The sequence below is a fragment of the Rhodovulum sp. YNF3179 genome (genome assembly GCF_050586465.1).
Taxonomy (GTDB): Bacteria; Pseudomonadota; Alphaproteobacteria; order Rhodobacterales; family Rhodobacteraceae; genus CAJXYS01.
Genome location: NZ_JBOCEG010000002.1, coordinates 188333 through 212398 on the forward strand (window position 1 = coordinate 188333; position 24066 = coordinate 212398).

Below are 24066 nucleotides of genomic sequence, written 5' to 3' on the forward strand. Positions count from 1 at the left end.
ACAGACGGCGTCGCCGCGCTGCCGCATTCTCGACGCCGCGGTGCAGAGTCGTCAAGCCGTCGCCGGGGGCGGCGCGGAAAGGCGCGACGCGGCGTTCCCGGGGCGCGTGATCCCCATCTGCACCATGTTGGACACCAGGTCCTCGCGCAGGATGTGCACGAGATGCGCCGCGCCCGTCGCACCGAAGGCGCCCATCGCGTAGTGAAACCCGCGTCCCAGCATCACGAAATCCGCGCCGAAGGCCAGCGCGCGCAGGATATCGAGCCCCGATTCCACGCCGCCGTCAAAGATCAGCGGGTAGTCGGGCCCGACCGCCGCGCGCACGGCCGGCAGGACGGTCAGCGCCGCCGGGGCGCCGTCGAACTGGCGGCCGGTGTGGTTCGACACCCAGACCGCGTCGATCCCGGTCTCCTTCATCCGGGCCGCGTCGGCGGGTTCCATCACGCCCTTTACCACCAGCGGGCCCTCCCAGTCCGCCCGTACCGCGGCGAGGTAGTCCCAGTCGGGCGCGGCGCGCAGCAGGTAGCCGGCATGGCCGGTCGAGTCCGCGGCCCCGCCGGTCTCGAGATAGGACTCCATCAGCCGCAGCCGCGGCACCCCGTTCTGCAGCGTCGCCAGGCTCCAGCGCGGCCGCAGCATCATCTGCAGGACCATCCCCGGCGTCAGGCGCGGCGGGATCGTCAGCCGCGCCCGGCGCTGGCGTTCGCGCCGGCTCGGCCCCGGCAGGTCGGCCGTCATGACCAGGGTGTGAAAGCCCGCCTCCCGCGCCCGGCGCAGGATGTCGCGCCGGATCTCCGGGTCCGTGGGCGGGTAGAGCTGGAACCAGCCCTGGTCCCCGGCAAGCGGGCCGACCTCCTCGGGCAGGCGGGTCGCCACGGTCGAGAGCGTGTAGGGAATGCCTTCGGCGGCGGCCAGCCGGGCCAGCGCCTGCTCGGCGCCCGGCCAGATCAGGCCGGACATGCCGACCGGCGCGATGCCGACAGGCAGGGCACAGTCGCGGCCCAGCAGCCGCGTCGTCAGGTCGGGCGTGATCTGGCCGCGCAGGATCGCGGGCAGGAACGTCACCGCGTCGAGCGCGGCGCGGTTGCGCGTCTTGACCGACTCGGTGCCGGTCGCGCTGTCGACGTATTCCCAGACGAAACCGGGAACGCGGCGGCGGCAGCTGGCCTTGAGATCGCTGAGCGCCGGGTGGCTGAGATCGAGATCCATGCCCGCCTTATAGCCGTGCCCGCCGGGACGGGAAAGCCGGGCTCACTGCACGCCGAGCAGCAGATGCCCGAGCAGCCCCGCCATGAAGCCCGCCACTGCGCCGAGCGGCGGCGCCCAGCGCCGCTCGAGCGGGGTCTGCGGCGCGATATCCTCGAAAATAAGGTAGAGGAGTCCGCCCGCGGCGAAGAGCATCAGCGCCCCCGTCACCGCCGGGGCCGCCGCCAGCCAGGCCATCCCGGCCAGTGCCGCCAGCGGGCCCAGCCCCGCGCAGGCCAGGAAGACGGTCAGCACCCGGCGCGGGCCGTGATGGCCGGCCGCTGCCAGTTCGCGGTAGGCGTTGAAACCTTCTGGCAGGTTCTGAAGCCCGATCATCAGCGCCAGCAGCGGCGCCGCCTCCGAGCCGGCGGCGAACAGCGCGCCGAGCGCGACCGCCTCGGGCAGGAAATCGGCCAGCATCGCCACGAGCTGCCCGGCCTTGCCGAGCCTGTTGGCGATCCAGTGATCCAGCCGGGCGAAGGCGATCCCGCCCGCGGCCATCGCCGCCATGCTGGCCCAGACCGGCAGATCCTCGGTGCCGCCGGGCACCAGCACGAAGGCGATCGCGGCCAGCAGCACGCCACCGCCGAAGGCGATGACGCTGTGGCGAAACTCCTGTTCGAGCCAGTTCGGGCGGATGTTCTCGCGCTGGGCCAGTATCCCGCCAAGCGGGATCATGGCGCCGGCAAGCAGCGCGTAAAGCAGGGCTTCGGCGATCTGTGGCATCTGGTGACCTCGGGCAGGACGTCCCCTCTGTAAACCTGTGCCGCATGACCGAAAAGGGCTGGAACAATCTGCGAACAAATCTTTAACTTCGCGACCGGTCGGGCTAGATTGCGCGCCATGAGCGGTTTCGATGAAGATGACGCCTTCGAGCAGGGCGCGCGCGCCTCGCTGGCGGCGCGGGCCATGGCGGCGCGTCCCGCCCCCTACCTGGACGATCTCAACCCGGCGCAGCGCCAGGCGGTGGAACGGCTGGACGGCCCGGTGCTGATGCTGGCCGGGGCGGGGACGGGCAAGACCAAGGCCCTGACGACCCGGATCGCGCATCTGCTGAACACCGGGCGCGCGCAGCCCAACGAGATCCTGGCGGTCACCTTCACCAACAAGGCCGCGCGCGAGATGAAGACGCGCGTCGGGCGTCTGCTGGGCGAGACGGTCGAGGGCATGCCGTGGCTCGGCACCTTCCATGCGCTCTGCGTCAAGATCCTGCGCCGCCATGCCGAGCTGGTGGATCTGAAGTCGAGCTTCACCATTCTCGACACCGACGACCAGATTCGCCTGATGAAACAGGTGATCGCCGCGGCCAATATCGACGAGAAACGCTGGCCCGCGCGCCAGCTCGCCGGGCTGATCGATCACTGGAAAAACCGCGCCTGGACCCCCGGCAAAGTGCCGGCGAGCGAGGCCTCGGCCTTCAATCACCGCGGCGCCGAGCTTTACGCGGCCTACCAGACGCGGCTGCGCGAGCTGAACGCCGTGGATTTTGGGGACCTGCTGCTGCATGTCCTCACGATCTTCCAGACCCATGAGGACGTGCTCGCGCGCTACCAGCGCTGGTTCCGCTATATCCTGGTCGACGAGTACCAGGACACCAACGTCGCGCAGTACATGTGGCTGCGGCTGCTGGCGCAGGGGCATCGCAACATCTGCTGCGTGGGTGATGACGACCAGTCGATCTACGGCTGGCGTGGGGCCGAGGTCGGCAACATCCTGCGGTTCGAAAAGGATTTCCCGGGCGCGACCGTCGTCCGGCTCGAGCAGAACTACCGCTCGACCCCGCATATCCTCGGTGCCGCCTCGGGCGTGATCGCCGCCAATGAATCGCGGCTTGGCAAGACGCTGTGGACCGACATGCCCGAGGGCGAGAAGCTGCGCCTGATCGGCCATTGGGACGGCGAGGAAGAGGCCCGCTGGGTCGGCGAGGAGATCGAGGCGATGCAGGGCGGCACCCGCGGGCTGCGGCCGTTCTCGCTCGACGAGATCGCTATCCTGGTGCGGGCCTCGCACCAGATGCGCGCCTTCGAGGATCGGTTCCTGACCATCGGGCTGCCCTACCGGGTCATCGGCGGTCCGCGGTTCTACGAGCGGATGGAGATCCGGGATGCGATGGCCTATTTCCGGCTGGTGATCTCGCCGGACGACGATCTCGCCTTCGAGCGGGTGGTGAACACGCCCAAGCGCGGGCTCGGCGACAAGGCGCAGCAGAAGATCCAGATCACGGCACGGGCCAACGGCGTGGCCCTGGCCGAGGGCGCGGGCCTGCTGCTGCAAGAGGGCGGGTTGACCGGCAAGGGCGCCAAGGCGCTGGCCGAACTGCTGGACGGCATCGCGCGCTGGCGCGAGATGGCGCGCACCGGCGAGATGCCCCATACCGAGCTGGCGCAGGTGATCCTCGACGAGTCCGGCTACACGGCCATGTGGCAGGCCGACACCTCGCCCGAGGCCGCGGGCCGTCTCGAGAACCTCAAGGAACTCGTCAAGGCGCTCGAGGGGTTCGAGAACCTGCAGGGCTTCCTCGAACATGTCGCGCTGATCATGGACAACGAGACCGAGGCGGAGGAGCCCAAGGTCTCGATCATGACGCTGCACGCGGCCAAGGGGCTGGAGTTTCCCGCCGTCTTCCTGCCAGGCTGGGAGGACGGCCTTTTCCCCAGCCAGCGGTCGATGGACGAGCAGGGCCTCAAGGGCGTCGAGGAAGAGCGCCGGCTCGCCTATGTCGGCATTACCCGTGCGCGCGAGCTCTGTACCGTGTCCTTCGCCGCCAACCGGCGGGTCTTCGGCCAGTGGCAGTCGGCGCTGCCCTCGCGGTTCATCGACGAGCTGCCCGAGGATCATGTCGAGGTGCTGACCCCGCCGGGGCTTTACGGCGGCGGGTTCGGCGCGGCCGGCGTGGTGCCGGCCTCGACGCTGGAAGACCGCGCCTCGGAAGCGAATGTCTACAACTCCCCCGGCTGGCGGCGGATGCAGTCCCGCGCGGGGCAGCGGCCCGTGAGCCAGCCGCGGGAAAGCCGCTCGCAGGTCATCGATCTCGACGCGGTGTCGAGCTTCGGCCAGGGCGACCGGGTCTTTCACAAGAAATTCGGCTATGGCCACGTCACGGGCATCGAGGGCGACAAGCTCGAGATCGCGTTCGAGAAGGCGGGCCTGAAGAAGGTGGTGGCGCGCTTCGTCGTCGCCGCGGACCGGGCCGACGACGTGCCGTTCTGAGCGGCACGCGCGCCCGGAAGCGTTACGGGAAACCGGGAAACGAAAACGGCGGCGCCCGGGAGGAGGGCGCCGCCGTTCCTGCGACGTATCGGGTCTCAGGGAGGAGGAAGACCCGGCGACGTCTGGACCGGGGAGGGAGGAGCCCCGGATCTGCGCGACGGCGGCGAGGGAGGAGGAACGCGCCGTCGCTGGCCCAGGACCGGGGGAGGACCGGCCTGGTGTTCGTTCGGGCGCGCTCAGGCGCCGTAGGTGGCCTCGTGGGCGACCCGGGTGATCTCGCTGCGGCTGATGCCCAGATCGGCCAGTTCGCGGCCCGACAGGCCGGCCAGCTCGTCACGGGTCCGGCGGTAGGCGCGGCGCAGCGCGCGGCGTTCCGCCTGCGCCTTGAAGGCGCTGCGAATACTGTCGGCCAGGGTGATGTCGAAGCCGCGGGTGTCGTTCAGGAAAGCCATGTTCTTTTCCTCTGCTCTCGTCGTCATGCGGTGCGGTGCGCGGGCCCGGATGGCCCGTCCGTCCGCTGTCGAGACGGAACATATGGCTTTGCCGCGGCTGCACAATCCGCCGAATGATCAACGCCGCTATGCAGAAAATACATACGTATTACTGACCTTGTTTGCGCACATGAAAACGCCGCCGGCCCGGGCTGGGCGCGGCGGCGCGGTGGTGAAACGAAAAGCGGCGACGCCAGGGAGGAGGAGGCGCCGCCGCATCGTCACAGAAAACCCAGGGAGGAGGAGGGGCTTTCTGAACCCGGTGTCTAGATCTGTGCCCGGCGGGCCGCGTCGCGGGCCAGGGCGGGAATATCGCGGGCCACGATGCCGAGATCGGTCAGTTCGCGGGCGTCCAGCGCATGCAGTTCCGCTTTGGTCTTGCGGTAGATGCGGTAGCGGGCGTATGCCTCGCGCATCCCTGCCGCGATCGCAGCGATCCGGGCGCCGAGCCCGTCACGCATGCCGCCATGTGCTTGTACCAGTGCCATGTGAAGCACCTCTCGTTTGCGCGGTGCGGCGCGGGGCCAGGCCCGTCTGCGCCGCTGTCACGAACGAAGATATGCGAATGCTGCGCTGCGACAATCCTGGGATCGGACAATGCTGCTATGCAGCAAATGCAAGCCCCGTGCAGGGTCTGCACAGGGGCTGGGCAAGGTGAGATGAATTTGGGCGCTCTGGCCGTCCCGGCCTTTCGATACTACTTTCTCGGCGCGGTTTTCGCGGTGAACGCGATCTGGTTCCAGCGAATCGCAGTCGCTTGGATTGCATGGGAAATTTCCGGGTCCGCGGCCTTCGTGGGTTTTGTCGCCTCGCTCAGCCTGGCGCCGATGCTCGTCTCCGGACCGGTGTTCGGGGTCCTGGTCGATCGCGCCGATATCCTGCGGGCGAGCTACCTGACCAACGGGGCCATGCCTCTCTGCATCGCGGCATTGGCGGCCCTGCACGCCGCGGACATGGCGACGCCGTTCCTGCTGTCGGCGATCGCGCTGGCGATCGGGGTCATCGCCTCGGGCCATCATCCGGTGCGGATGTCGCTGGCCCCGCGGCTGGTCCCGCGGGCGCGCGTCGCCTCGGTGGTCGCGCTCTCGGCGCTCAATTTCAACGTCGCCCGGCTGGTGGCGCCGGCCCTGGCGGGCTGGGTGATCGACCGGGCCGGCGTGGTTGCCGCGCTCTGGGTCGCGGCGGCGCTCTACCTGCCGATCCTCTCGGTGCTGCACCGCCTGACACCGCGCGCCATCGGCAACGGCGCCGGGCCACGGCCGCGCTTCGCGGCTGCCTTCGCGGAGGGGGTGGCCCATGTCTGGCGCACGCCGCTCGTGCGGACCGCCGTGATCGTGACGTCGGTCTTCGCCGTCGCCGGGCGCGGCGTGCTGGAGATCCTGCCGGTGATCGCTGACGGGGCCTTCGGACGCGGTGCGCCGGGTCTTGGCCTGATCTCGGCCGCGGCCGGGGCAGGGGCGCTGACGGCAGCGCTCGCCAAATCGCTTGGCCGGGGCGAGGCCGGCGGGCGGATCCCGCCGGCGGTGATCCTGGCCGCCGCGGCCGGGCTCGCGCTGGTGATCGTGCTGGGACATACCGGGTCCTGGCCGCTGGCGCTGGCCACGGTCGCGGCGCTGGGTTTCTGCGGCACCTATGTCGGTGTCAGCCTGCAGGCGGCGATCCAGGCCGGGCTTTCCGACGAGCTGCGCGGCCGGGTGATGAGCCTCTGGGTCATGCTCGGCTTCGGCACCGTGGCGTTGGGGGCGCTTGCACTCGGCGCGGTGGCCGAGGCGGCGGGTCTCGCCGTGTCGCTGACGGGCGGCGGCGCGCTGGGGCTGCTGGCGCTCGTCGTCGCGGTGGTCTCGGCGGATCGCCGGCTCTTTGCCCGGCGATGACCGGCAGGCGACCCTTGCCGCCCGGCCCGTCCTGCATCAAGTAAGGCCTGAACGCAGATGATGCCGACCGGAGGCCCCAATGCCCGTGACCCGTGACGATGTGCTCGACGCCCTCAAGACGATTGCGCTGCCCGATGGCGGCGACCTGGTGTCGCGCGACATGATCCGGGCGCTGAACGTCGATGGCGGCAAGGTGCGCTTCGTCATCGAGGTCGACCCCGAGGCCGCCGGGAAGTTCGAGCCGGTGCGCGCCGCCGTGCAGCAGGTGGTCGAGAGCCTGGACGGCGTGGAGAGCGCGGCCGTGGCCATGACCGCCCACGCGCCTGCGGCCAAGCAGCCGCCGAAGCAGCCGGCGCAGGGGCAGGGGGGCGAGCCCCCGAGCCTCAAGATCGGCCGGCACCCGACGCCGCAGCAGGGGCCGCAACAGGTGCCGGGCGTCGCGCGGATCCTCGCCGTTGCCTCGGGCAAGGGCGGTGTCGGCAAGTCGACGCTGGCCTCCAACCTTGCCGTGGCGCTGGCAAGGCAGGGGCGCCGCGTCGGGCTTCTGGACGCCGACATCCATGGTCCCTCGCAGCCGCGCATGATGGGGGTGTCCAAGCGGCCCGCCTCGCCCGACGGCAAGACGATCATCCCGCTCCGGGCCCATGGCGTCACGATGATGTCGATCGGGCTCATGCTGAAGGCCGACGAGGCGGTGGTCTGGCGCGGGCCGATGCTGATGGGCGCGCTCCAGCAAATGCTGACGCAGGTGGAATGGGGCGACCTGGACGTGCTGATCGTGGACCTGCCGCCCGGCACGGGCGACGTGCAGCTCTCGCTGTGCCAGAAGGCGCCGGTGACCGGCGCGGTGATCGTCTCGACGCCGCAGGACGTGGCGCTTCTGGACGCGCGCAAGGCGATGGACATGTTCGACAAGCTCGGCACCCCGATCCTCGGGCTGGTGGAGAACATGTCGGCCTATGTCTGCCCCCATTGCGGAAACGAGGCCCATCTCTTCGGCGGCGGCGGCGTCCGCGCCGAGGCCGAGGCGCGCGGCATGCCGTTCCTGGGGGAGGTGCCGCTCTCGCTCGAGATCCGGGTGGCCGGGGACAGCGGCACGCCGATCGCGGCGGGCGATGGCCCGATGGCCGAGGCCTATGCCGGGCTCGCGTCCCGTCTCGTGGCCGACGGGGTCGCCTGATCGGGGCGAATCACGCCCCGCGTCCCATCATTTCCCGCATGATTCGTCCCGTGCTGCCGGTCTCCCGCAGGATGTTCCCGTTTTGACCTCGTTTCCCCTGGAATTTTTCGGGAAATGATGGGAACGCGCCGTCCTGCGGATAAAAACACCATATATTGTGTTTCATGCGTAGTTGATCGCAACCCCTTCGAAAAATTCTCGGAATGACAGGCGCTCACCACCCTGGTGCGCGTCCATGATCGAGCAGAAAGGCACCTGTTCCCATAGATTGGAGTTGATTTCCATGTTTTCCCATGGCATCCCTAATTCACCGATGAGGAACGGGAATTAAAGGGCACCAAGACCCAACCAACCCAAAGTCAGGTTTCATACAGGCCCCGCTTTTTCATCGAACCAAGAGATCCGGCGCGCCAGCGAGCAGACATCCCCCCAGGTGGCAGCGCAGCCGGACAGACCCAGAGATGGGACGAGGGCGGCGGATCGGGCTATGGCAGCGGCTCGGTCCGCCGTTTCGTCTCGGGGACAGCAAGGGAGCGACGCCGTGGCGCGGACGTTCAGAGGCGAAAGCGTCCACAAGGTGGACGGCAAGGGGCGGGTCTCGATCCCCGCCGCGTTTCGCCGTGTCCTCGAGGACAACGATCCCGACTGGAAAGAGGGTCTCAACCCCAACATCGTCATCGTCTACGGCGACAAGCGCCGCAACTACCTCGAGGGCTTCCACATGGTCGCCATCGAGGAGGTGGACGAGAAGATTTCCCGCCTGCCGCGCGGCTCGAAATCGCGGCGCCTGCTCGAAAAGCTCTTCAACGGCCAGTCGCTGGCCACCCAGGTCGACGAGACCGGCCGGCTCGTCCTGCCGCAGAAGCTGCGCGACAAGATCGGCATCGCCGGCGAGGCCTTCTTCATCGCCACGGGCGACACCTTCCAGATCTGGGAGCCCGACGCCTACGCGGCGCACGAGGCCGAGATGGAGACCTGGTACGACGATTACGACGAGGATTTCGACCCCCTCGTCCTGCTCGACCAGCCGGATGGGGGCTAGGCCATGGCGGCCCGGGCCCCCGCACCTGCCGACGCACCCCATATCCCGGTCCTGCTGGACCCGCTGATCGCCGCCGTCTCGCCCGTGCGGGGCACCTGGCTCGATGGCACCTTCGGCGCGGGCGGCTATACCCGGGCCTTGCTGGAGTCGGGCGCCGCGCAGGTGATCGCGGTGGATCGCGACCCGACCGTGTTCGAGCGTGCGCGGGGCTGGGTCGGGGACTACGGCGACCGGCTGGCGCTGCTCGAAGGCGAATTCGCGAAGCTCGATGTCCTCGCGGCCGCGGCCGGCGCCGAAACGCTCGACGGGGTGGTGCTGGACGTGGGCGTCTCGTCCATGCAGATCGACGAGGCGGCGCGCGGCTTCTCCTTCGCCCAGGACGGCCCGCTCGACATGCGGATGAGCGGGCAGGGCCGCAGCGCGGCCGATCTGGTCGCCACGCTCGACGAGGGCGTTCTGGCCGACATCATTTTCCAATACGGCGAGGACCGTGCTGCGCGCCGGATCGCCAGGGCCATCGCGGCGGCCCGCGCCGAGGCGCCGATCACCACGACCGGGCAGCTCGCCGCGATCGTCGCGCGCTGCCTGCCGCGCCCCAAGCCGGGCCAGCCGAACCCGGCGACGCGCACCTTCCAGGCGCTCAGGATCGCGGTCAATGACGAGCTGGGCCAGCTGGCCGAGGGGCTGGCCGCGGCCGAGCGGGCGCTGGCGCCGGGCGGCCTCCTGGCCGTGGTCACCTTCCATTCGCTGGAGGATCGCATCGTCAAGCGGTTCATCCAGGACCGGTCGAGCACCGGGGGCGGCGGCAGCCGCCATGCCCCGGCCGCCGCCGCGCACACGCCCCGCTTCGAGCGGGTCACCAAGAAGGCCGTCACCCCCGACGCGGCGGAACGCGCCGCCAACCCGCGGGCGCGGTCGGCCAAGCTCCGGGTCGCGCGGCGGACCGACGCGCCGGCCGAACCCGTCGACCGGCAGGCGCTGGGCCTGCCGCGGATCGCTTTGAGTGGAGAGATCTGATGCGTGGCCTGATCTATGTCCTGTCGACCCTTGCGGTGATCGCGCTGGCCTACTGGGCCTATCACGAGAACTACCAGACCCAGCAGGCCCTGCGCGAGGTCAAGAGCCTTCAGCGCCAGATCGGCGACGCGCGCGAGCGGCTGGCGGTTCTGCGCGCCGAATGGGCCTATCTCAACCGCCCCGAGAGGCTACGTGACTTGTCGGAGCTGAACTTTCCGGACCTGCAGCTGATGCCGCTGGCGCCCGAGCATTTCGGCAGCGTGGCCGAGGTCGCCTATCCCGCGCCCGAGCCGCGCTTCGAGATCCTGGACCCGGTCGATGTCGCGGCCCGCCTGATCGAGGGAGTCGCCGAATGACCCGTACGCCGCTTCGCCCGCTCGCCCGCGTGCTCGAGGCCCGCGCAAAGGGCGAAAACCCCGACGCGATCGAGCGCGAGAACATCAGGCTGCGCCACGAGAGGATGCGCGACCGCATGCGGGTCCGCGCCGAGAGCCGCCTGCTGATGATGGCGGTGATGTTCGTCATGCTGTTCGCCGTCGTGGGCGCGCGGATGGGGGTGCTCGCCTCGACCGAACCCTCGGAGCCGCGGGCCTCGGCCGGTGGCGAGAGCATCGTGGCGCAGCGCGCCGACATCGTGGACCGCAATGGCCGCCTGCTGGCGACCAACCTGGTCACCAATGCGCTCTATGCCCAGCCGCCGATGATGATTGAGCCCGCGCGCGCGGCGCGCGAGCTGGCGAAAATCTTCCCCGATCTCGACGAGGAGGAACTGGTCGAGGACTTCACCGGAAAGCGCAAGTTCCTGTGGATCAAGCGGAAAATATCGCCCGAGCAGCAGCAGATGGTGCACGACATCGGCGAGCCGGGCCTCCTCTTCGGACCGCGCGAGATGCGGCTCTATCCCAATGGCCGGCTGGCCGCGCATGTGCTGGGCGGCGCCGGCTTCGGGCGCGAGGGCGTCCATTCGGCCGAGGTGATCGGCGTGGCCGGGGTGGAAAAGGCCTTCGACGATTACCTCCGCGATCCGGCCAATGGCGGCGCGCCGCTGGAGCTGTCGCTGGACCTGACGGTGCAGGCCACCGCGCGCCGCGTGCTCGAGGGCGGGATGAAGATCATGGACGCCAAGGGCGCGACCGCGATCTTGATGGACGCCAGGACGGGCGAGCTGGTGAGCCTCGTCTCGCTGCCCGATTTCGACCCGAACGACCGGCCCGTACCGCTGACCGAGGGCGACCCGTCGGACAGCCCGCTGTTCAACCGCGCGGTGCAGGGGGTCTACGAACTGGGCTCGACCTTCAAGGTCTTCACCGCGGCGCAGGCGCTCGAGATGGGCGTGGCCGCGCCCGGGACGATGGTGGACACCCAGGGGCCGCTGCGCTGGGGCAAGTTCCGCATCCGGGATTTCCACGATTACGGGTCGGAGATGAGCCTGACCGACGTGATCGTCAAAAGCTCGAATATCGGCACGGCACGGCTTGCCCAGCAGATCGGGGGCGACCGCCAGCGGGTCTTCCTCGAACGGCTGGGCCTGACGGAGCCCACGCCCGTCGAGCTGGTCGAGGCGCCGGGCATCGCGCCGCTGCTGCCCGCGCGCTGGTCGGAGCTGTCGACCATGACCATTTCCTACGGCCACGGCCTCTCGGCCAGCCCGCTGCACCTGGCGGCGGCCTATGCCTCTGTCGTCAATGGCGGCTGCAAGGTGGCGCCGACGCTTGTCAGGCGCGCGCCGGAACCGGGCTGCGCGGAGCGGGTGATCTCCGAGAAGACGTCGCGCACGATCCGCGGCATGTTGCGCGAGGTCGTGACCCGCGGCACCGCCAGCTTCGCCGAGGTCGAGGGCTACGCGGTGGGTGGCAAGACCGGCACCGCCGACAAGCCGCGCCCGCGGGGCGGGTATTACGAGGACCGCGTGATCGCGACCTTCGCGGGGCTCTTCCCGGCCCATGACCCCGACTACGTTCTGATCGTGACGCTGGACGAGCCGACGGTCTCGGCGCTCGGCGAGGCGCAGCGCACCGCGGGCTGGACCGCCGTGCCGGTCGCGTCCGAGCTGATCCGCCGCGTCGCGCCGCTTCTGGACATGCGGCCCGAGATTGAACCGGGTCCGGCCTTCGGGGTAAAGCTGACGGGCAACTGAGGCAGAGTCGGACCCACACCGCATGACCACGGACCGGGCAGAGACCAGGACACTCCACGCGCTCGGTCTGCCCGAGGGCGGGCCGCGGCGCGTCACCGGGCTGTCGGTGGACAGCCGCGACACCAGGCCGGGCCATCTTTTCGCCGCGCTGCCGGGCACGCGGGTGCACGGGGCGGAGTTCATTTCCTACGCGCTGCGCATGGGGGCGGCGGCGGTGCTGACCGATTCCGAGGGCGCCGCCATCGCCGCCGAGGCGCTGGCCGAAAGCGACGCGACGCTGGTGCTGTCCGAGGATCCGCGCCTGGCGCTGGCCAGGGCCGCGGCGCGATGGTTCGACCGCCAGCCCGAGGTGGCCGTCGCGGTGACCGGGACGAACGGCAAGACCTCGGTGGCCAGCTTCACCCGCCAGATCTGGACGGTGCTCGGGCGTGCGGCGTCCAACATGGGCACCACCGGGATCGAGGGGGCCTTTTCCGCGCCGCTCGCCCACACCACCCCCGAGCCGATCACGCTGCATCGGGCGCTGGCCCGGATGGCCGATGCCGGCGTCACCCATGTCGCGATGGAGGCCTCGAGCCACGGGCTGGAACAGCGCCGGGTCGACGGGGTGCACCTGGCCGCCGCGGCCTTCAGCAATTTCAGCCAGGATCACCTCGACTATCACGGCAGCTTCGACGCCTATTTCGCCGCGAAAGCGGGGCTTTTCACCCGCGTCCTGCCCGATGACGGGGGCGCGGTCATCAATATCGACGATCCGAAAGGCCCGGTCATGGCGGCGCTTGCCACCTCGCGCGGGCAGCGCCTGCTGACGGTGGGCCGCGCCGACAATGCCGATCTCCGGATCGAGAGCCAGCGCTTCGACGCGACCGGCCAGGAGCTGCGCTTCCGCTGGCAGGGCCAGGCGCGGCAGCTGCGGCTGGGGCTGATCGGCGGCTTCCAGGCGCAGAACGCGCTGCTGGCGGCGGGGCTGGCCATCGCCGCGGCCGAGGCCCCCGACGCGGTCTTCGGCGCGCTCGGCCACCTGTCGACCGTGCGCGGACGGATGGAACTGGCGGCCACGCGCGAGAACGGCGCGGCCGTCTTCGTCGACTATGCCCACACGCCGGATGCGCTGGCCACGGCGCTGCAGGCGCTGCGCCCGCACGTCATGGGGCGGCTCATCGTCGTCTTCGGCGCCGGCGGCGACCGCGACCGTACCAAGCGCCCGCTCATGGGGCAGGCTGCGGCGGATCACGCCGATCTCGCCTTCGTCACCGACGACAATCCGCGGACGGAGGATCCCGCCGCGATCCGTGCCGAGATCATGGCCGCCTGTCCCGAGGCGGTCGAGGTGCATGACCGGGCCGAGGCGATCCTGCGCGGCGTCGACGCGCTGCAGCCGGGCGACGCGCTGCTGATCGCCGGCAAGGGGCACGAGACCGGCCAGGTCGTGGGCGAGGATGTCTTCCCCTTCGACGATGTCGAGCAGGCCAGCATGGCGGTCGCCGCGCTTGACGGGAGGGTCGCGTGAGCGCGCCGCTCTGGACAGCGGCCGAGGCCGCGGCGGCCACCGGCGGCACGGTCAACGGCGACTGGCAGGCGACGGGCGTCTCCATCGATACGCGGAGCCTGGCGCCGGGCGATCTCTTCGTGGCGCTGACGGATCGGCGCGACGGCCACGACTTCGTCGCCGACGCGCTGGCGCGCGGCGCGGCCGCCGCCATGGTCTCGCGCCATCCCGAGGGCGTCGCCGCGGATGCGCCGCTTCTCGTGGTGCCGGACGTGCTGGAAGGGCTGGCCGCGCTCGGCCGTGCGGGGCGCGCGCGCAGCGCGGCGCGGGTCGTTGGCATCACCGGCTCGGTCGGCAAGACCTCGACAAAGGAAATGCTGGCCGCCGTCCTCGGCGCGCAGGGCCGGACCCACGCCGCGGAAAAGAGCTACAACAACCACTGGGGCGTGCCCCTGACGCTGGCGCGGCTGCCGCGGGACGCGGATTTCGCGGTGATCGAGATCGGCATGAATCGCCCCGGCGAGATCGCGCCGCTGTCGCGGCTCGCGCGGCCCCACGTGGCCCTGATCACCACGGTTGCGCCGGCCCATCTCGAGGCCTTCGAGAGCATCGAGGGCATCGCCCGCGAAAAGGCCGACATCGTCGCGGGGCTCGAACCCGGCGGTATCGCGGTACTGAACGCCGACATCGACACGCTGCCGATCCTGCGCGCCCGCGCGGCAGAGGCCGGCGCGCGGATCCGAAGCTTCGGGATCGGCGCCGTGGCGGATATCCGCGGCCTTTCGGTCACGCTCGCGGCGGACGCGACGGTCGTGAAGGCGCGGATGGACGGCGCCGAGCTCATGTTCAAGATCGCGAGCCCGGGGCGGCATTTCGCGATGAACGCGCTGGGCGTGCTCGGCGCGGTGGAGGCGCTCGGGGCGGACACGGCGCTTGCCGCGGTGGCGCTGGCGCGCTGGGCGCCGCCCGCGGGACGCGGCGACCGGGCCCGGGTCCAGCTCGATCTTTACGACGAGGCGGCAGGTTTCGACCTCATCGACGACGCCTTCAACGCCAACCCGGCCTCGATGGCCGCGGCCCTGGACGTGCTGGCCGCGGCCGATCCCGTGGACGGGGTGGGCCGGGTCTCGCGGGGGCGGCGCATCGCGGTGCTGGGCGACATGCTGGAACTGGGCGCGGGCGAAATGGCCGCCCATGCGGCGCTGGCCGGGGAGCCATCGATGGCCGCCGTCGCCAGGGTGCACTGCGTGGGACCGCGGATGAGAAGCCTCTGGGAGGCGCTGCCGCAAGATCAGCGCGGGGCCTGGGTGGAGACCGCCGAGGACCTGGCCGCGCGCGCCCATACCCTGGCCGACCCCGGCGATGTCGTGCTGGTCAAGGGGTCCAAGGGTTCGCGGGTGAGCCTCGTCGTTGACGCGCTCCGGAAACTGGGGCAAGCCACCCCGAACCAAGACCGGGGGACCGAGTGAATGCTCTACCTGCTGAGTGAACTGTCGGACGGCGGCGACCTGTTCAACCTGTTTCGATACATTACCTTCCGGGCGGGCGGCGCGTTCTTCACGGCGCTGATCTTCGGGTTCCTCTTCGGCCGTCCCCTCATCAACCTGCTCCGCAAGCGCCAGTCCAACGGCCAGCCGATCCGCGACGACGGGCCGGAAAGCCACATGCTGACCAAGAGCGGCACGCCGACCATGGGCGGGGTGCTGATCCTGGGCGCGCTGGTGGTCTCGACCCTGCTCTGGACGCGGCTCGATAATCCCTATGTGTGGATCGTGCTCTTCGTGACCATCGCCTTCGGGCTGGTGGGGTTCGTGGATGACTACCAGAAGGTCAGCCAGAACAATCACAAGGGCGTGCCGGGCAAGGTGCGGCTCGCGCTCGGTTTCCTGATCGCGGCGATCGCCGGCGGCGCGGCGGCCTGGGTGCACCCGGCCGAGCTGACCAACCAGCTGGCGCTGCCGGTCTTCAAGGACGTGCTGGTCAATCTGGGGCTGCTCTTCGTGCCCTTCGCCATGATCGTGATCGTGGGCGCGGCCAACGCGGTGAACCTCACCGACGGGCTGGACGGCCTCGCCATCATGCCGGTGATGATCGCGGCCGGAACGCTGGGGGTGATCGCCTACGCCGTCGGTCGGGTCGATTTCACCGAGTATCTCGACGTCCACTACGTGCCCGGCACCGGCGAGATCCTGATCTTCACCGCCGGGCTGATCGGCGGCGGGCTCGGCTTCCTGTGGTACAACGCGCCCCCCGCGGCGGTCTTCATGGGCGATACCGGCTCGCTCGCGCTGGGCGGCGCCCTCGGCGCGATCGCGGTGGCGACCAAGCACGAGATCGTTCTGGCCATCGTCGGCGGGCTTTTCGTGGTCGAGGCGCTCTCGGTCATCATCCAGGTGCTCTATTTCAAGCGCACCGGCAAACGGGTCTTCCTGATGGCGCCGATCCACCACCATTTCGAGAAGAAGGGCTGGGCGGAAAGCCAGATCGTCGTCCGCTTCTGGATTATCGCGCTGATCCTGGCGCTGATCGGTCTCGCCACGCTCAAGGTGCGGTGACATGATCGCGGTCCGCGAATATGCCGGCCGGCGCGTGGCGGTGCTGGGGCTCGGGCGCTCGGGCCTCGCGGTGGCGCGCGCGCTGGCGGCCGGCGGCGCCGAGGCCCTGGTCTGGGACGACAGCGCCGAGGCGCGCGCCCGTGCCGAGGAGGCGGGCCACACGCTTCATGATCTCACCCGGCAGGGTGCCTTCGAGGACGTCGCCTGCCTGGTTGTCTCGCCCGGCATCCCGCATCTCTACCCCGGGCCGCACCGGGTCATCGCCGCCGCCTGGGACGCCGGCGTGCCGGTCGACAACGATATCGGGCTGTTCTTCCGGGCCTTCGCGGACGACGACTGGGCGCGCATGGACCAGCCGCCGCGCGTCGTCGCGGTGACGGGATCCAACGGCAAGTCGACCACGGCCGCGCTGATCGCGCATCTTCTCGCCGAGGCCGGCCGCCCGGTCCAGCTTGCCGGCAATATCGGGCGGGGCGTCTTCGACATCGATCCGCCGCAGGACGGCGAGATCGTGGTGCTGGAGCTGTCCAGCTACCAGACCGAGCTGGCCCGCGCCCTGACCCCCGACATCGCGGTGTTCCTGAACCTCAGCGCCGATCACCTCGACCGCCATGGCGGCATGGGTGGCTATTTCGCCGCCAAGCGGCGTCTCTTCGCCGAGGGCGGGCCGGACCGCGCGGTGATCGGCGTGGACGAGGACGAGGGACGCTACCTTGCCAACCAGATGGCCGAGGCGCCCGAGGATCTGTGCGTGATCCGCATCTCGGCCGCGCGCAAGCTCCCGGGGCCGGGGTGGTCGGTCTTCGCGCGCAAGGGCTTTCTCTCCGAGTGGCGCAAGGGACGGCAGGTGGGCGCGATCGACCTGCGCGAGATCCCCGGGCTGCCGGGCGCGCACAACCACCAGAACGCCTGCGCGGCCTACGCCGTGGCGCGCACGCTGGGGCTCGCGCCGAAGACCGTCGCGGCGGGCCTTGCCAGCTTCCGTGGCCTGCCCCATCGCAGCCAGCTCGTGGGAGAGGCCGGCGGCGTGCGCTTCGTCAACGATTCCAAGGCCACCAATGCCGAGAGCGCGGCGCAGGCGCTGAAGGCGTTTCCGCGCATTCGCTGGATCGCCGGCGGGCTGGCCAAGGAGGGCGGCCTCGGCGCGGCGCTGGGGGCGCTCGACACTGTCGCCAAGGCCTACCTGATCGGCCATGACGCCCGCGATTTCGCGCTTGCGCTGGCCGATATCCCGCACGAGGTCTGCGAAACGATGGAGGCCGCCGTCACCCGCGCGGCCGCGGAAGCGGAACCGGGCGACACGGTGTTGCTGGCGCCGGCGGCGGCGAGCTTCGATCAATATCCCGATTTCGAGGCCCGCGGCGCCGATTTCACCGCCCGCGTCGAAGCCTGGATCGCGTCCCGGCGCGACTGAGCGGCGGCGCGCATGCGCGCGCCACGCCCTTTCTTGCGCGCCCTGCCGGGCGCGCGGCCTCCGGCGGGGATACTTGTCCCACTTGGAGGCGGCGGTGTTTTCCAAGGGGCGGAAATATCCCCGCCGGAGGCATGGACTCCGGCGCCGAAGGCGCCCGCGCACGGGTGGCCGTCAGGCCCTGCGTTCGGCGATCGCGGTCCCCGCGGCCCATCCCGAGGACCAGGCCCATTGGAAGTTGTATCCGCCGAGCCACCCGGTCACGTCCACGACCTCGCCGATGAAGAAGAGACCGGGCAGATGGCGCGATTCCATCGTCTTGGACGAGAGCCCGGAGGTGTCGATGCCGCCCGCGGTGACCTCGGCGGTGCGGTAGCCCTCGGTCCCGGTGGGGTGCACCTGCCAGCGGTCCAGGCGCGCCGCGAGGCGGTCGAGGGCCTCTGCCGGAAGATCCGCGACGTTGCCCGCCAGGCCCAGATCCCCCGTCACCGCCTCGGCAAGGCGCCGCGGCAGGTATCCGGCCAGGACGGTCGCGACCTGCCGGCGCCCGGCCGTGTTGCGCGCGGCGACGAGGATGTCGCGGCTGTCCGCGCCGGGCAGGAGATCGATCTCCACCGGCGCGCCGTCGTGCCAGTAGGAACTCGCCTGCAGCGTCGCCGGGCCTGAGAGGCCGCGATGGGTGAACAGCAGCGCCTCCTCGAAGGCCGGTCCGCCGCCGGCACGCACCCGGGCCGGCGTGGCGACGCCGGCCAGCGCGCGGGCGGCGGCCAGCTCGGCACCGCCGAAGGTGAAGGGCACGAGGGCCGGGCACGGCGCGATCAGCCGGTGACCGAAGCGTTCGGCCAGGTGATAGCCGTAGCCGGTGGCGCCCATCTTGGGGATCGACTTGCCGCCGGTGGCGACGACGAGCTGGCGCGCGGTCGCCGCGCGCCCGCCGCCCGCCCCGCCGAGGCGCAGGGTGAACCGCGCGCCGTCATGGCCGATCTCGTCGGCGGTCGTGCCGAGATGCAATTCGGCGCCGACCGCCGCCATCTCGTCGATCAGCAGCCGGATGATCTCCTTGGCGGAGCCGTTGCAGAAAAGCTGGCCCAGCGTCTTCTCGTGCCAGGCGATCCCGTGCCGGCCGACGAGGTCGATGAAATCCCACTGCGTGTAGCGGGCCAGCGCCGAGCGGGCGAAATGCGGATTGTCCGACAGGAAGGCCTCGGGCGCGGTGTGGAGATTGGTGAAGTTGCAGCGCCCCCCGCCCGAGATCCGGATCTTCTCGCCCGGGGCCTTGCCGTGTTCGATCACCGCCACGCGGCCGCCGTGCGCCGCCGCGTGGGCCGCGCACATCATCCCCGCCGCGCCCGCGCCGAGGATCACCGTGTCATATGTCTCCATGGCCGTCATGCGCGCCTTCGAGCATGGATGCCGCGCCCCGGCAAGAGGGCATCGCCGGATCGGGCGAGATCGCGACTGGCGCGAAGGCCCGTTTGGCGCTATGCTGGCCCCAGACCCGGAAAACGGGCGACGGACGAGGCAGTAAGGCGGTATCCCATGACGGAAATGGTCTATGGCACAGTGGCCGCGCGGCCGGGCGAGCCCGTTCTGCCGCGCTGGTGGCGCACGGTGGATCGCTGGTCGCTTTCGGCGATCCTTCTGCTGTTCGGCATCGGTATCCTGCTCGGGCTCGCGGCGTCCCCGCCGCTGGCGGCCAAGAACGGGTTCGAGCCCTTCTACTACGTGAAGAAACAGGCGGTGTTCGGCGGTGCGGCGTTGCTGGTGATGTTCGTGACCTCGATGATGTCGCCCAAGCTGGTGCGGCGCCTCGGCGTGCTGGGCTTCTTCATCGCCTTCGCGGGGCTGGCGCTGCTGCCCGTCTTCGGCACCGATTTCGGCAAGGGCGCGGTGCGCTGGTTTTCCCTCGGTTTCGGGTCGGTCCAGCCTTCGGAATTCCTGAAACCGGGCTTCATCGTGCTGGGCGCCTGGCTGATGGCCGCCTCGATGGAGATCAACGGCCCGCCCGGCAAGCTCTACTCGCTCATCCTCGCGCTGATCATCGTGGCCTTCCTGGCCATGCAGCCCGATTTCGGCCAGGCGGTCCTGGTGCTGTTCGGCTGGGGCGTGATGTATTTCGTGGCCGGCGCGCCGCTGATCCTGCTGATCGGCCTGGCCGGCGCGGCGGTCTTCGCGGGCACGGTCGCCTATCAGAACTCCGAGCATTTCGCGCGGCGGATCGACGGGTTCCTCTCGCCCGAGGTCGACCCGACCACCCAGATCGGCTACGCGACGAACGCCATCCAGGAGGGCGGCTTCTTCGGCGTGGGGGTCGGCGAGGGCACGGTGAAATGGTCGCTGCCGGACGCGCATACCGACTTCATCATCGCCGTCGCGGCAGAGGAATACGGGCTGGTGCTGGTGCTGTTCATCATCGCGCTTTACGCGGTGGTGACCGTCCGCTCGCTGTTTCGCCTGATGAAGGAGCGCGACCCCTTCATCAGGCTCGCGGGCACCGGCATCGCCTGTCTCTTCGGGCTGCAGGCCATCATCAACATGGGCGTGGCGGTGCGGCTGCTGCCGGCCAAGGGAATGACGCTGCCCTTCGTCTCGAACGGCGGATCTTCCCTGGTTGCGGGCGGCATCGCGATCGGTATGCTCCTGGCCTTCACCCGCAGCCGCCCTCAGGGCGAGATGAGCGATATCCTGCGCCGCAGCTGGCGCTAGAAAGGCCCGCATGCACACGAACGCGCCGTTGCTGATCATCGCGGCCGGGGGAACCGGGGGGCACATGTTCCCCGCGCAGGCCCTGGCCGAGGAGATGCTGGCGCGCGGCTGGCGCGTCCGGCTGTCGACGGATGCGCGCGGCGCGCGGTACACCCATGGCTTTCCGTCCGAGGTCGAGGTCCGGGTCATGCCCTCGGCCACCTTCGCGCGCGGCGGGGCCCTGGCCAAGCTCGCCGCGCCGTTCCGCATCGCCGCCGGGGTGATCGGCGCGCTGGCGGCGATGCTGCGCGACCGCCCGGCGGTGGTCGCGGGGTTCGGCGGCTACCCGGCGATCCCGGCGATGGCCGCGGCCTGGGCGCTGCGCCTGCCGCGGATGATTCACGAACAGAACGGCGTGCTCGGCCGGGTCAACGCGCTTTTCGCGAAACGGGTCGACCGGGTCGCCTGCGGCACATGGCCGACGGCGCTGCCGGCTGGGGTGGAGGCCGTTCATACCGGCAACCCCGTGCGCGGTGCGATCCGCGAGCGCGCGGGCGCGGGCTATATCCCGCCCGGCGACTACCCGATGAGCCTGCTGGCCATCGGCGGCAGCCAGGGCGCGCGGATCCTGGCCGACCTCGTGCCCGCCGCGGTGGCCGAACTGCCGGCGCCGCTGCGGGCGCATCTGCGGGTGGCGCAGCAGGCGCGCGAGGAAGATGTCGAACGCGTGCTCCGCGCCTACCGCGATCTCGGCATGGAGGCCGAGGTCGCGACCTTCTTCGCCGACGTGCCCCGCCGCCTGTCGGAGGCGCAGCTGGTGATCGCGCGGGCCGGGGCCTCGTCCGTGGCGGATATCTCGGTCGTCGGACGCCCGGCGATCCTGATCCCCTTCGCGGCCGCGACGGCGGATCACCAGACCGCGAACGCCCGCGGGCTGAAAGAGGCCGGCGCGGCGGTCGTGCTGGCTGAGGACGGGCTTGATGCCGGGCGGCTGGCGGAGCATATGCAGGCGATCCTGGGCGATCCGGACCGCGCGCGGCAGATGTCGGCGGCGGCGGTCTCGCAGGGACGGCCCGACGCGGCGGAGGCGCTGGCGGGCCTGGTCGAGGCGCTGGCCGGAAAGGACGAGGCATGAACGCGGCGACGAAACTGCCCCTGGAACTGGGCCCGATCCATTTCGTGGGTATCGGCGGGATCGGCATGTCCGGCATCGCCGAGGTGCTGCTGAACCACGGCTACACCGTGCAGGGGTCTGACCTGAAGCAGTCCAAGATTACCGAGCGGCTGGCCGAGCTGGGCGCCCGCGTGACGATCGGGCAGGCGGCCGGGAACCTGGCGGCGGCCGAGGTCGTGGTGATCTCTTCCGCGATCAAGGACGGCAATCCCGAGCTGGAAGAGGCCCGCCGGCGCGGCCTGCCGGTGGTGCGCCGCGCCGAGATGCTGGCCGAGCTTATGCGGCTGAAGTCGAACATCGCGGTCGCCGGCACCCATGGCAAGACCACCACGACGACGATGGTGGCCACGCTGCTCGATGCAGGTGGGCTGGACCCGACGGTGATCAATGGCGGCATCATCCATGCCTACGGCTCCAACGCGCGGATGGGCGGGGGCGAATGGATGGTGGTCGAGGCCGACGAGAGCGACGGCACCTTCAACCGGCTGCCGGCGACCATCGCCATCGTCACCAATATCGATCCCGAGCACATGGAGCACTGGGGCAGCTTCGACGCGCTGCGCCAGGGCTTCCAGGATTTCGTGTCGAACATTCCCTTCTACGGGCTGGCGGTGTGCTGCACGGATCACCCGGAGGTGCAGGCGCTGGTCGGGCGGGTGCGCGACCGCCGAGTCGTGACCTTCGGCTTCAACGCCCAGGCCGACGTGTGCGCCGAGAACCTGCACTACGAGGGCGGCATCGCCCGCTTCGACATCGCGCTGCGGGCGGAGGGCACGCGGATCGAGGATTGCAGTCTGCCCATGCCGGGCGATCACAACGTCTCGAACGCGCTGGCAGCGGTGGCGGTGGCCCGTCACCTGGGCATGAAGCGCGCCGAGATCCGCGCCGCGCTGGCGGCGTTCGGCGGCGTCAATCGCCGCTTCACGCGGGTGGGGACCGTCAACGGCGCCACGGTGATCGACGATTACGGCCACCACCCGGTCGAGATCGCCGCGGTGCTGCGCGCCGCGCGCCAGGCGGCCGAGGGCCGGGTCATCGCAGTGCACCAGCCGCACCGATACTCGCGCCTGTCGAGCCTGTTCGAGGAGTTCTGCTCCTGCTTCAACGACGCCGACGTCGTGGCGATCGCCGAGGTCTATGCCGCGGGCGAGGCGCCGGTTCCCGGTGCCAGCCGCGACGACCTGGTCGCCGGGCTGGTGCGCCACGGCCATCGCCACGCGGTGGCGCTGGACGGAGAGGCGGAACTCAAGGCGCTCGTCGCGGCGGAGGCGAAACCGGGCGACATGGTGATCTGTCTCGGCGCCGGCACCATCTCGGCCTGGGCGCACGGGCTGGTCGAGGATCTCGCGGCATGACGCTTTCGCTGATCCTGGCCTGCCTCTGGGCGCTGGTGGCGAACGTGATCGCGATGTTCCCGAGCAAGCGCGACCACTGGCCCGCCGCCTACGGGCTGATCGCCGTGGGCGTTCCGCTGCTGGGCTACGTGACCTGGGAGAACGGGCCCTGGGTGGGACTGCTCGTGCTCGCGGCGGGGGCTTCGATGCTGCGCTGGCCCGTTTACCATTTCTGGCGCTGGCTGCGGCGGCGGTTCGGGGGCGAGGGACCGGCCGAGCCATGAGCCCGACGACCATGCCCGCCCCCCGCGGCCGCCTGACCGCAGGCCGCCCGCTCTCCGATCTGACATGGCTGCGCGTGGGCGGCCCGGCGGAGTGGTTCTTCCAGCCGGCCGACATCGACGATCTGGCCGCCTTCCTGAAGGCCCTGCCGCGCGCGGTGCCGGTTTTCCCGATGGGGGTCGGCTCGAACCTGATCGTGCGTGACGGCGGCATCCGCGGCGTGGTGATCCGGCTCGGCCGCGGGTTCAACGGCATCGCGGTCGAGGGCGCCCGGGTGCGCGCGGGCGCCGCCGCGCTCGATGCGCAGGTCGCCAGGCGCGCGGCCGCGGCCGGGATCGACCTGACCTTCCTGCGCACGATACCCGGGGCGATCGGCGGCGCCGTGCGGATGAACGCGGGCTGCTACGGCACCTACATGGCCGATGTCTTCGTCGAGGCGACGGCGGTGACGCGGGCCGGGGAGATCGTGACGCTCACGGCCGCGGATCTCGCCTTTGCCTATCGCCGCACCGATCTGGCGCCCGACACGGTGATCGTCGAGGCGGTCCTGGAAGGCGGGGCGGGCGACCCGGCCACGCTGGAGGCGAAGATGGCCGACCAGCTCGCCCGGCGCGACGCATCCCAGCCGACGAAGGACCGCACCGCCGGGTCGACCTTTCGCAATCCCGCCGGCTTCAGTTCGACCGGGCAGGCCGATGACAGCCACGAGCTGAAGGCCTGGTCGGTGATCGACGCGGCCGGGCTGCGTGGCGCGCGGCGGGGCGGGGCGCAGATGAACCCGAAGCATCCCAACTTCCTGACCAACACCGGCACGGCCACGGCGGCCGAGCTGGAATCTCTCGGCGAAGAGGTTCGAAAAAGAGTTTTCCAACACAGCGGAATTTCGCTAGAGTGGGAGATCATGAGGGTCGGCCAACCGGCCCCGGAAAACAACGAATAA

Annotated in this window: 21 protein-coding genes; 16 read left to right on the forward strand and 5 right to left on the reverse strand. The window is 70.5% G+C overall.

All coding sequences use genetic code 11. The annotated features are described in order from the left end of the window. Positions 1 to 51: 51 nt before the first annotated feature. A complete protein-coding gene (locus ACQ5SP_RS03810) occupies positions 52 to 1209 on the reverse strand; it encodes an alpha-hydroxy acid oxidase (RefSeq protein WP_430936606.1) in 1158 nt (385 codons plus the stop codon). Between the two features lie 42 nt (positions 1210 to 1251). Further along, positions 1252 to 1971, reverse strand: coding sequence for a ZIP family metal transporter (locus ACQ5SP_RS03815; protein ID WP_430936608.1), 720 nt, complete (start codon positions 1969 to 1971; stop codon positions 1252 to 1254). 117 nt (positions 1972 to 2088) lie between these two features. Between ACQ5SP_RS03815 and ACQ5SP_RS03820 the strand changes: the two genes are divergently transcribed. Continuing rightward, complete coding sequence (locus ACQ5SP_RS03820; protein WP_430936610.1) at positions 2089 to 4455, forward strand: ATP-dependent helicase; 2367 nt, start codon at positions 2089 to 2091, stop codon at positions 4453 to 4455. Between the two features lie 236 nt (positions 4456 to 4691). Here the strand turns inward: ACQ5SP_RS03820 and ACQ5SP_RS03825 are convergent, their stop codons facing one another. Further along, a complete protein-coding gene (locus ACQ5SP_RS03825) occupies positions 4692 to 4907 on the reverse strand; it encodes a DUF1127 domain-containing protein (protein WP_430936612.1) in 216 nt (71 codons plus the stop codon). Positions 4908 to 5212: 305 nt separating this feature from the next. Next, positions 5213 to 5434: a DUF1127 domain-containing protein gene (locus ACQ5SP_RS03830; protein WP_430936614.1), complete on the reverse strand. Its 222-nt coding sequence runs from the start codon at positions 5432 to 5434 to the stop codon at positions 5213 to 5215. Positions 5435 to 5605: 171 nt separating this feature from the next. Here ACQ5SP_RS03830 and ACQ5SP_RS03835 point away from each other — a divergent pair, with 171 nt between their 5' ends. From ACQ5SP_RS03835 to murD, 10 genes are all read left to right on the forward strand, one after another. Next, positions 5606 to 6820, forward strand: a complete 1215-nt coding sequence (locus tag ACQ5SP_RS03835; protein ID WP_430936616.1) for an MFS transporter — start codon at positions 5606 to 5608, stop codon at positions 6818 to 6820. Between the two features lie 79 nt (positions 6821 to 6899). Beyond that, complete coding sequence (locus tag ACQ5SP_RS03840) at positions 6900 to 8000, forward strand: Mrp/NBP35 family ATP-binding protein (RefSeq protein ID WP_430936618.1); 1101 nt, start codon at positions 6900 to 6902, stop codon at positions 7998 to 8000. Between the two features lie 541 nt (positions 8001 to 8541). Then, positions 8542 to 9042 (forward strand): division/cell wall cluster transcriptional repressor MraZ, encoded by a 501-nt coding sequence (mraZ, locus tag ACQ5SP_RS03845; protein WP_430936620.1) that lies wholly within the window; start codon positions 8542 to 8544, stop codon positions 9040 to 9042. 3 nt (positions 9043 to 9045) lie between these two features. After that, entirely contained in the window at positions 9046 to 10059 is a 1014-nt protein-coding gene (gene rsmH, locus ACQ5SP_RS03850) for a 16S rRNA (cytosine(1402)-N(4))-methyltransferase RsmH (protein WP_430936622.1), read from the forward strand. Further along, positions 10059 to 10415, forward strand: a complete 357-nt coding sequence (gene ftsL / locus ACQ5SP_RS03855) for a cell division protein FtsL (RefSeq protein WP_430936624.1) — start codon at positions 10059 to 10061, stop codon at positions 10413 to 10415. Before rsmH ends, ftsL begins: the two co-directional genes overlap by 1 nt. Next, positions 10412 to 12196 carry a peptidoglycan D,D-transpeptidase FtsI family protein gene (locus ACQ5SP_RS03860; protein ID WP_430936626.1) on the forward strand — a complete coding sequence of 595 codons (1785 nt, stop codon included), beginning with the start codon at positions 10412 to 10414 and terminating at the stop codon, positions 12194 to 12196. Before ftsL ends, ACQ5SP_RS03860 begins: the two co-directional genes overlap by 4 nt. A gap of 22 nt (positions 12197 to 12218) precedes the next feature. Next, on the forward strand, positions 12219 to 13706 hold the full coding sequence (locus tag ACQ5SP_RS03865) for a UDP-N-acetylmuramoyl-L-alanyl-D-glutamate--2,6-diaminopimelate ligase (protein WP_430936628.1): 1488 nt from the start codon (positions 12219 to 12221) through the stop codon (positions 13704 to 13706). Continuing rightward, positions 13703 to 15154, forward strand: coding sequence for a UDP-N-acetylmuramoyl-tripeptide--D-alanyl-D-alanine ligase (locus ACQ5SP_RS03870; RefSeq protein ID WP_430936630.1), 1452 nt, complete (start codon positions 13703 to 13705; stop codon positions 15152 to 15154). The genes ACQ5SP_RS03865 and ACQ5SP_RS03870 overlap by 4 nt, the downstream gene beginning before the upstream one ends. Beyond that, positions 15155 to 16240, forward strand: a complete 1086-nt coding sequence (gene mraY / locus ACQ5SP_RS03875) for a phospho-N-acetylmuramoyl-pentapeptide-transferase (RefSeq protein ID WP_430936632.1) — start codon at positions 15155 to 15157, stop codon at positions 16238 to 16240. Position 16241: 1 nt separating this feature from the next. Next, complete coding sequence (murD, locus tag ACQ5SP_RS03880) at positions 16242 to 17654, forward strand: UDP-N-acetylmuramoyl-L-alanine--D-glutamate ligase (RefSeq protein ID WP_430936634.1); 1413 nt, start codon at positions 16242 to 16244, stop codon at positions 17652 to 17654. A 171-nt stretch (positions 17655 to 17825) separates the two neighbouring features. Here the strand turns inward: murD and ACQ5SP_RS03885 are convergent, their stop codons facing one another. Further along, positions 17826 to 19043, reverse strand: coding sequence for an NAD(P)/FAD-dependent oxidoreductase (locus tag ACQ5SP_RS03885; RefSeq protein ID WP_430936636.1), 1218 nt, complete (start codon positions 19041 to 19043; stop codon positions 17826 to 17828). Between the two features lie 147 nt (positions 19044 to 19190). Here ACQ5SP_RS03885 and ACQ5SP_RS03890 point away from each other — a divergent pair, with 147 nt between their 5' ends. From ACQ5SP_RS03890 to murB, 5 genes are read left to right on the forward strand one after another with little or no spacing between them, the layout of a single operon-like run. Further along, positions 19191 to 20357 (forward strand): peptidoglycan glycosyltransferase FtsW, encoded by a 1167-nt coding sequence (locus ACQ5SP_RS03890; RefSeq protein ID WP_430936638.1) that lies wholly within the window; start codon positions 19191 to 19193, stop codon positions 20355 to 20357. Between the two features lie 10 nt (positions 20358 to 20367). Then, positions 20368 to 21471 (forward strand): UDP-N-acetylglucosamine--N-acetylmuramyl-(pentapeptide) pyrophosphoryl-undecaprenol N-acetylglucosamine transferase, encoded by a 1104-nt coding sequence (locus ACQ5SP_RS03895; RefSeq protein ID WP_430936640.1) that lies wholly within the window; start codon positions 20368 to 20370, stop codon positions 21469 to 21471. Beyond that, a complete protein-coding gene (murC, locus tag ACQ5SP_RS03900; protein ID WP_430936642.1) occupies positions 21468 to 22865 on the forward strand; it encodes a UDP-N-acetylmuramate--L-alanine ligase in 1398 nt (465 codons plus the stop codon). Before ACQ5SP_RS03895 ends, murC begins: the two co-directional genes overlap by 4 nt. Continuing rightward, the gene (locus ACQ5SP_RS03905) at positions 22862 to 23128 is read left to right on the forward strand and encodes a DUF2484 family protein (RefSeq protein WP_430936644.1); all 267 of its coding nucleotides are present in this window, start codon (positions 22862 to 22864) and stop codon (positions 23126 to 23128) included. Before murC ends, ACQ5SP_RS03905 begins: the two co-directional genes overlap by 4 nt. Then, the gene (gene murB, locus ACQ5SP_RS03910; protein ID WP_430936646.1) at positions 23125 to 24066 is read left to right on the forward strand and encodes a UDP-N-acetylmuramate dehydrogenase; all 942 of its coding nucleotides are present in this window, start codon (positions 23125 to 23127) and stop codon (positions 24064 to 24066) included. Before ACQ5SP_RS03905 ends, murB begins: the two co-directional genes overlap by 4 nt.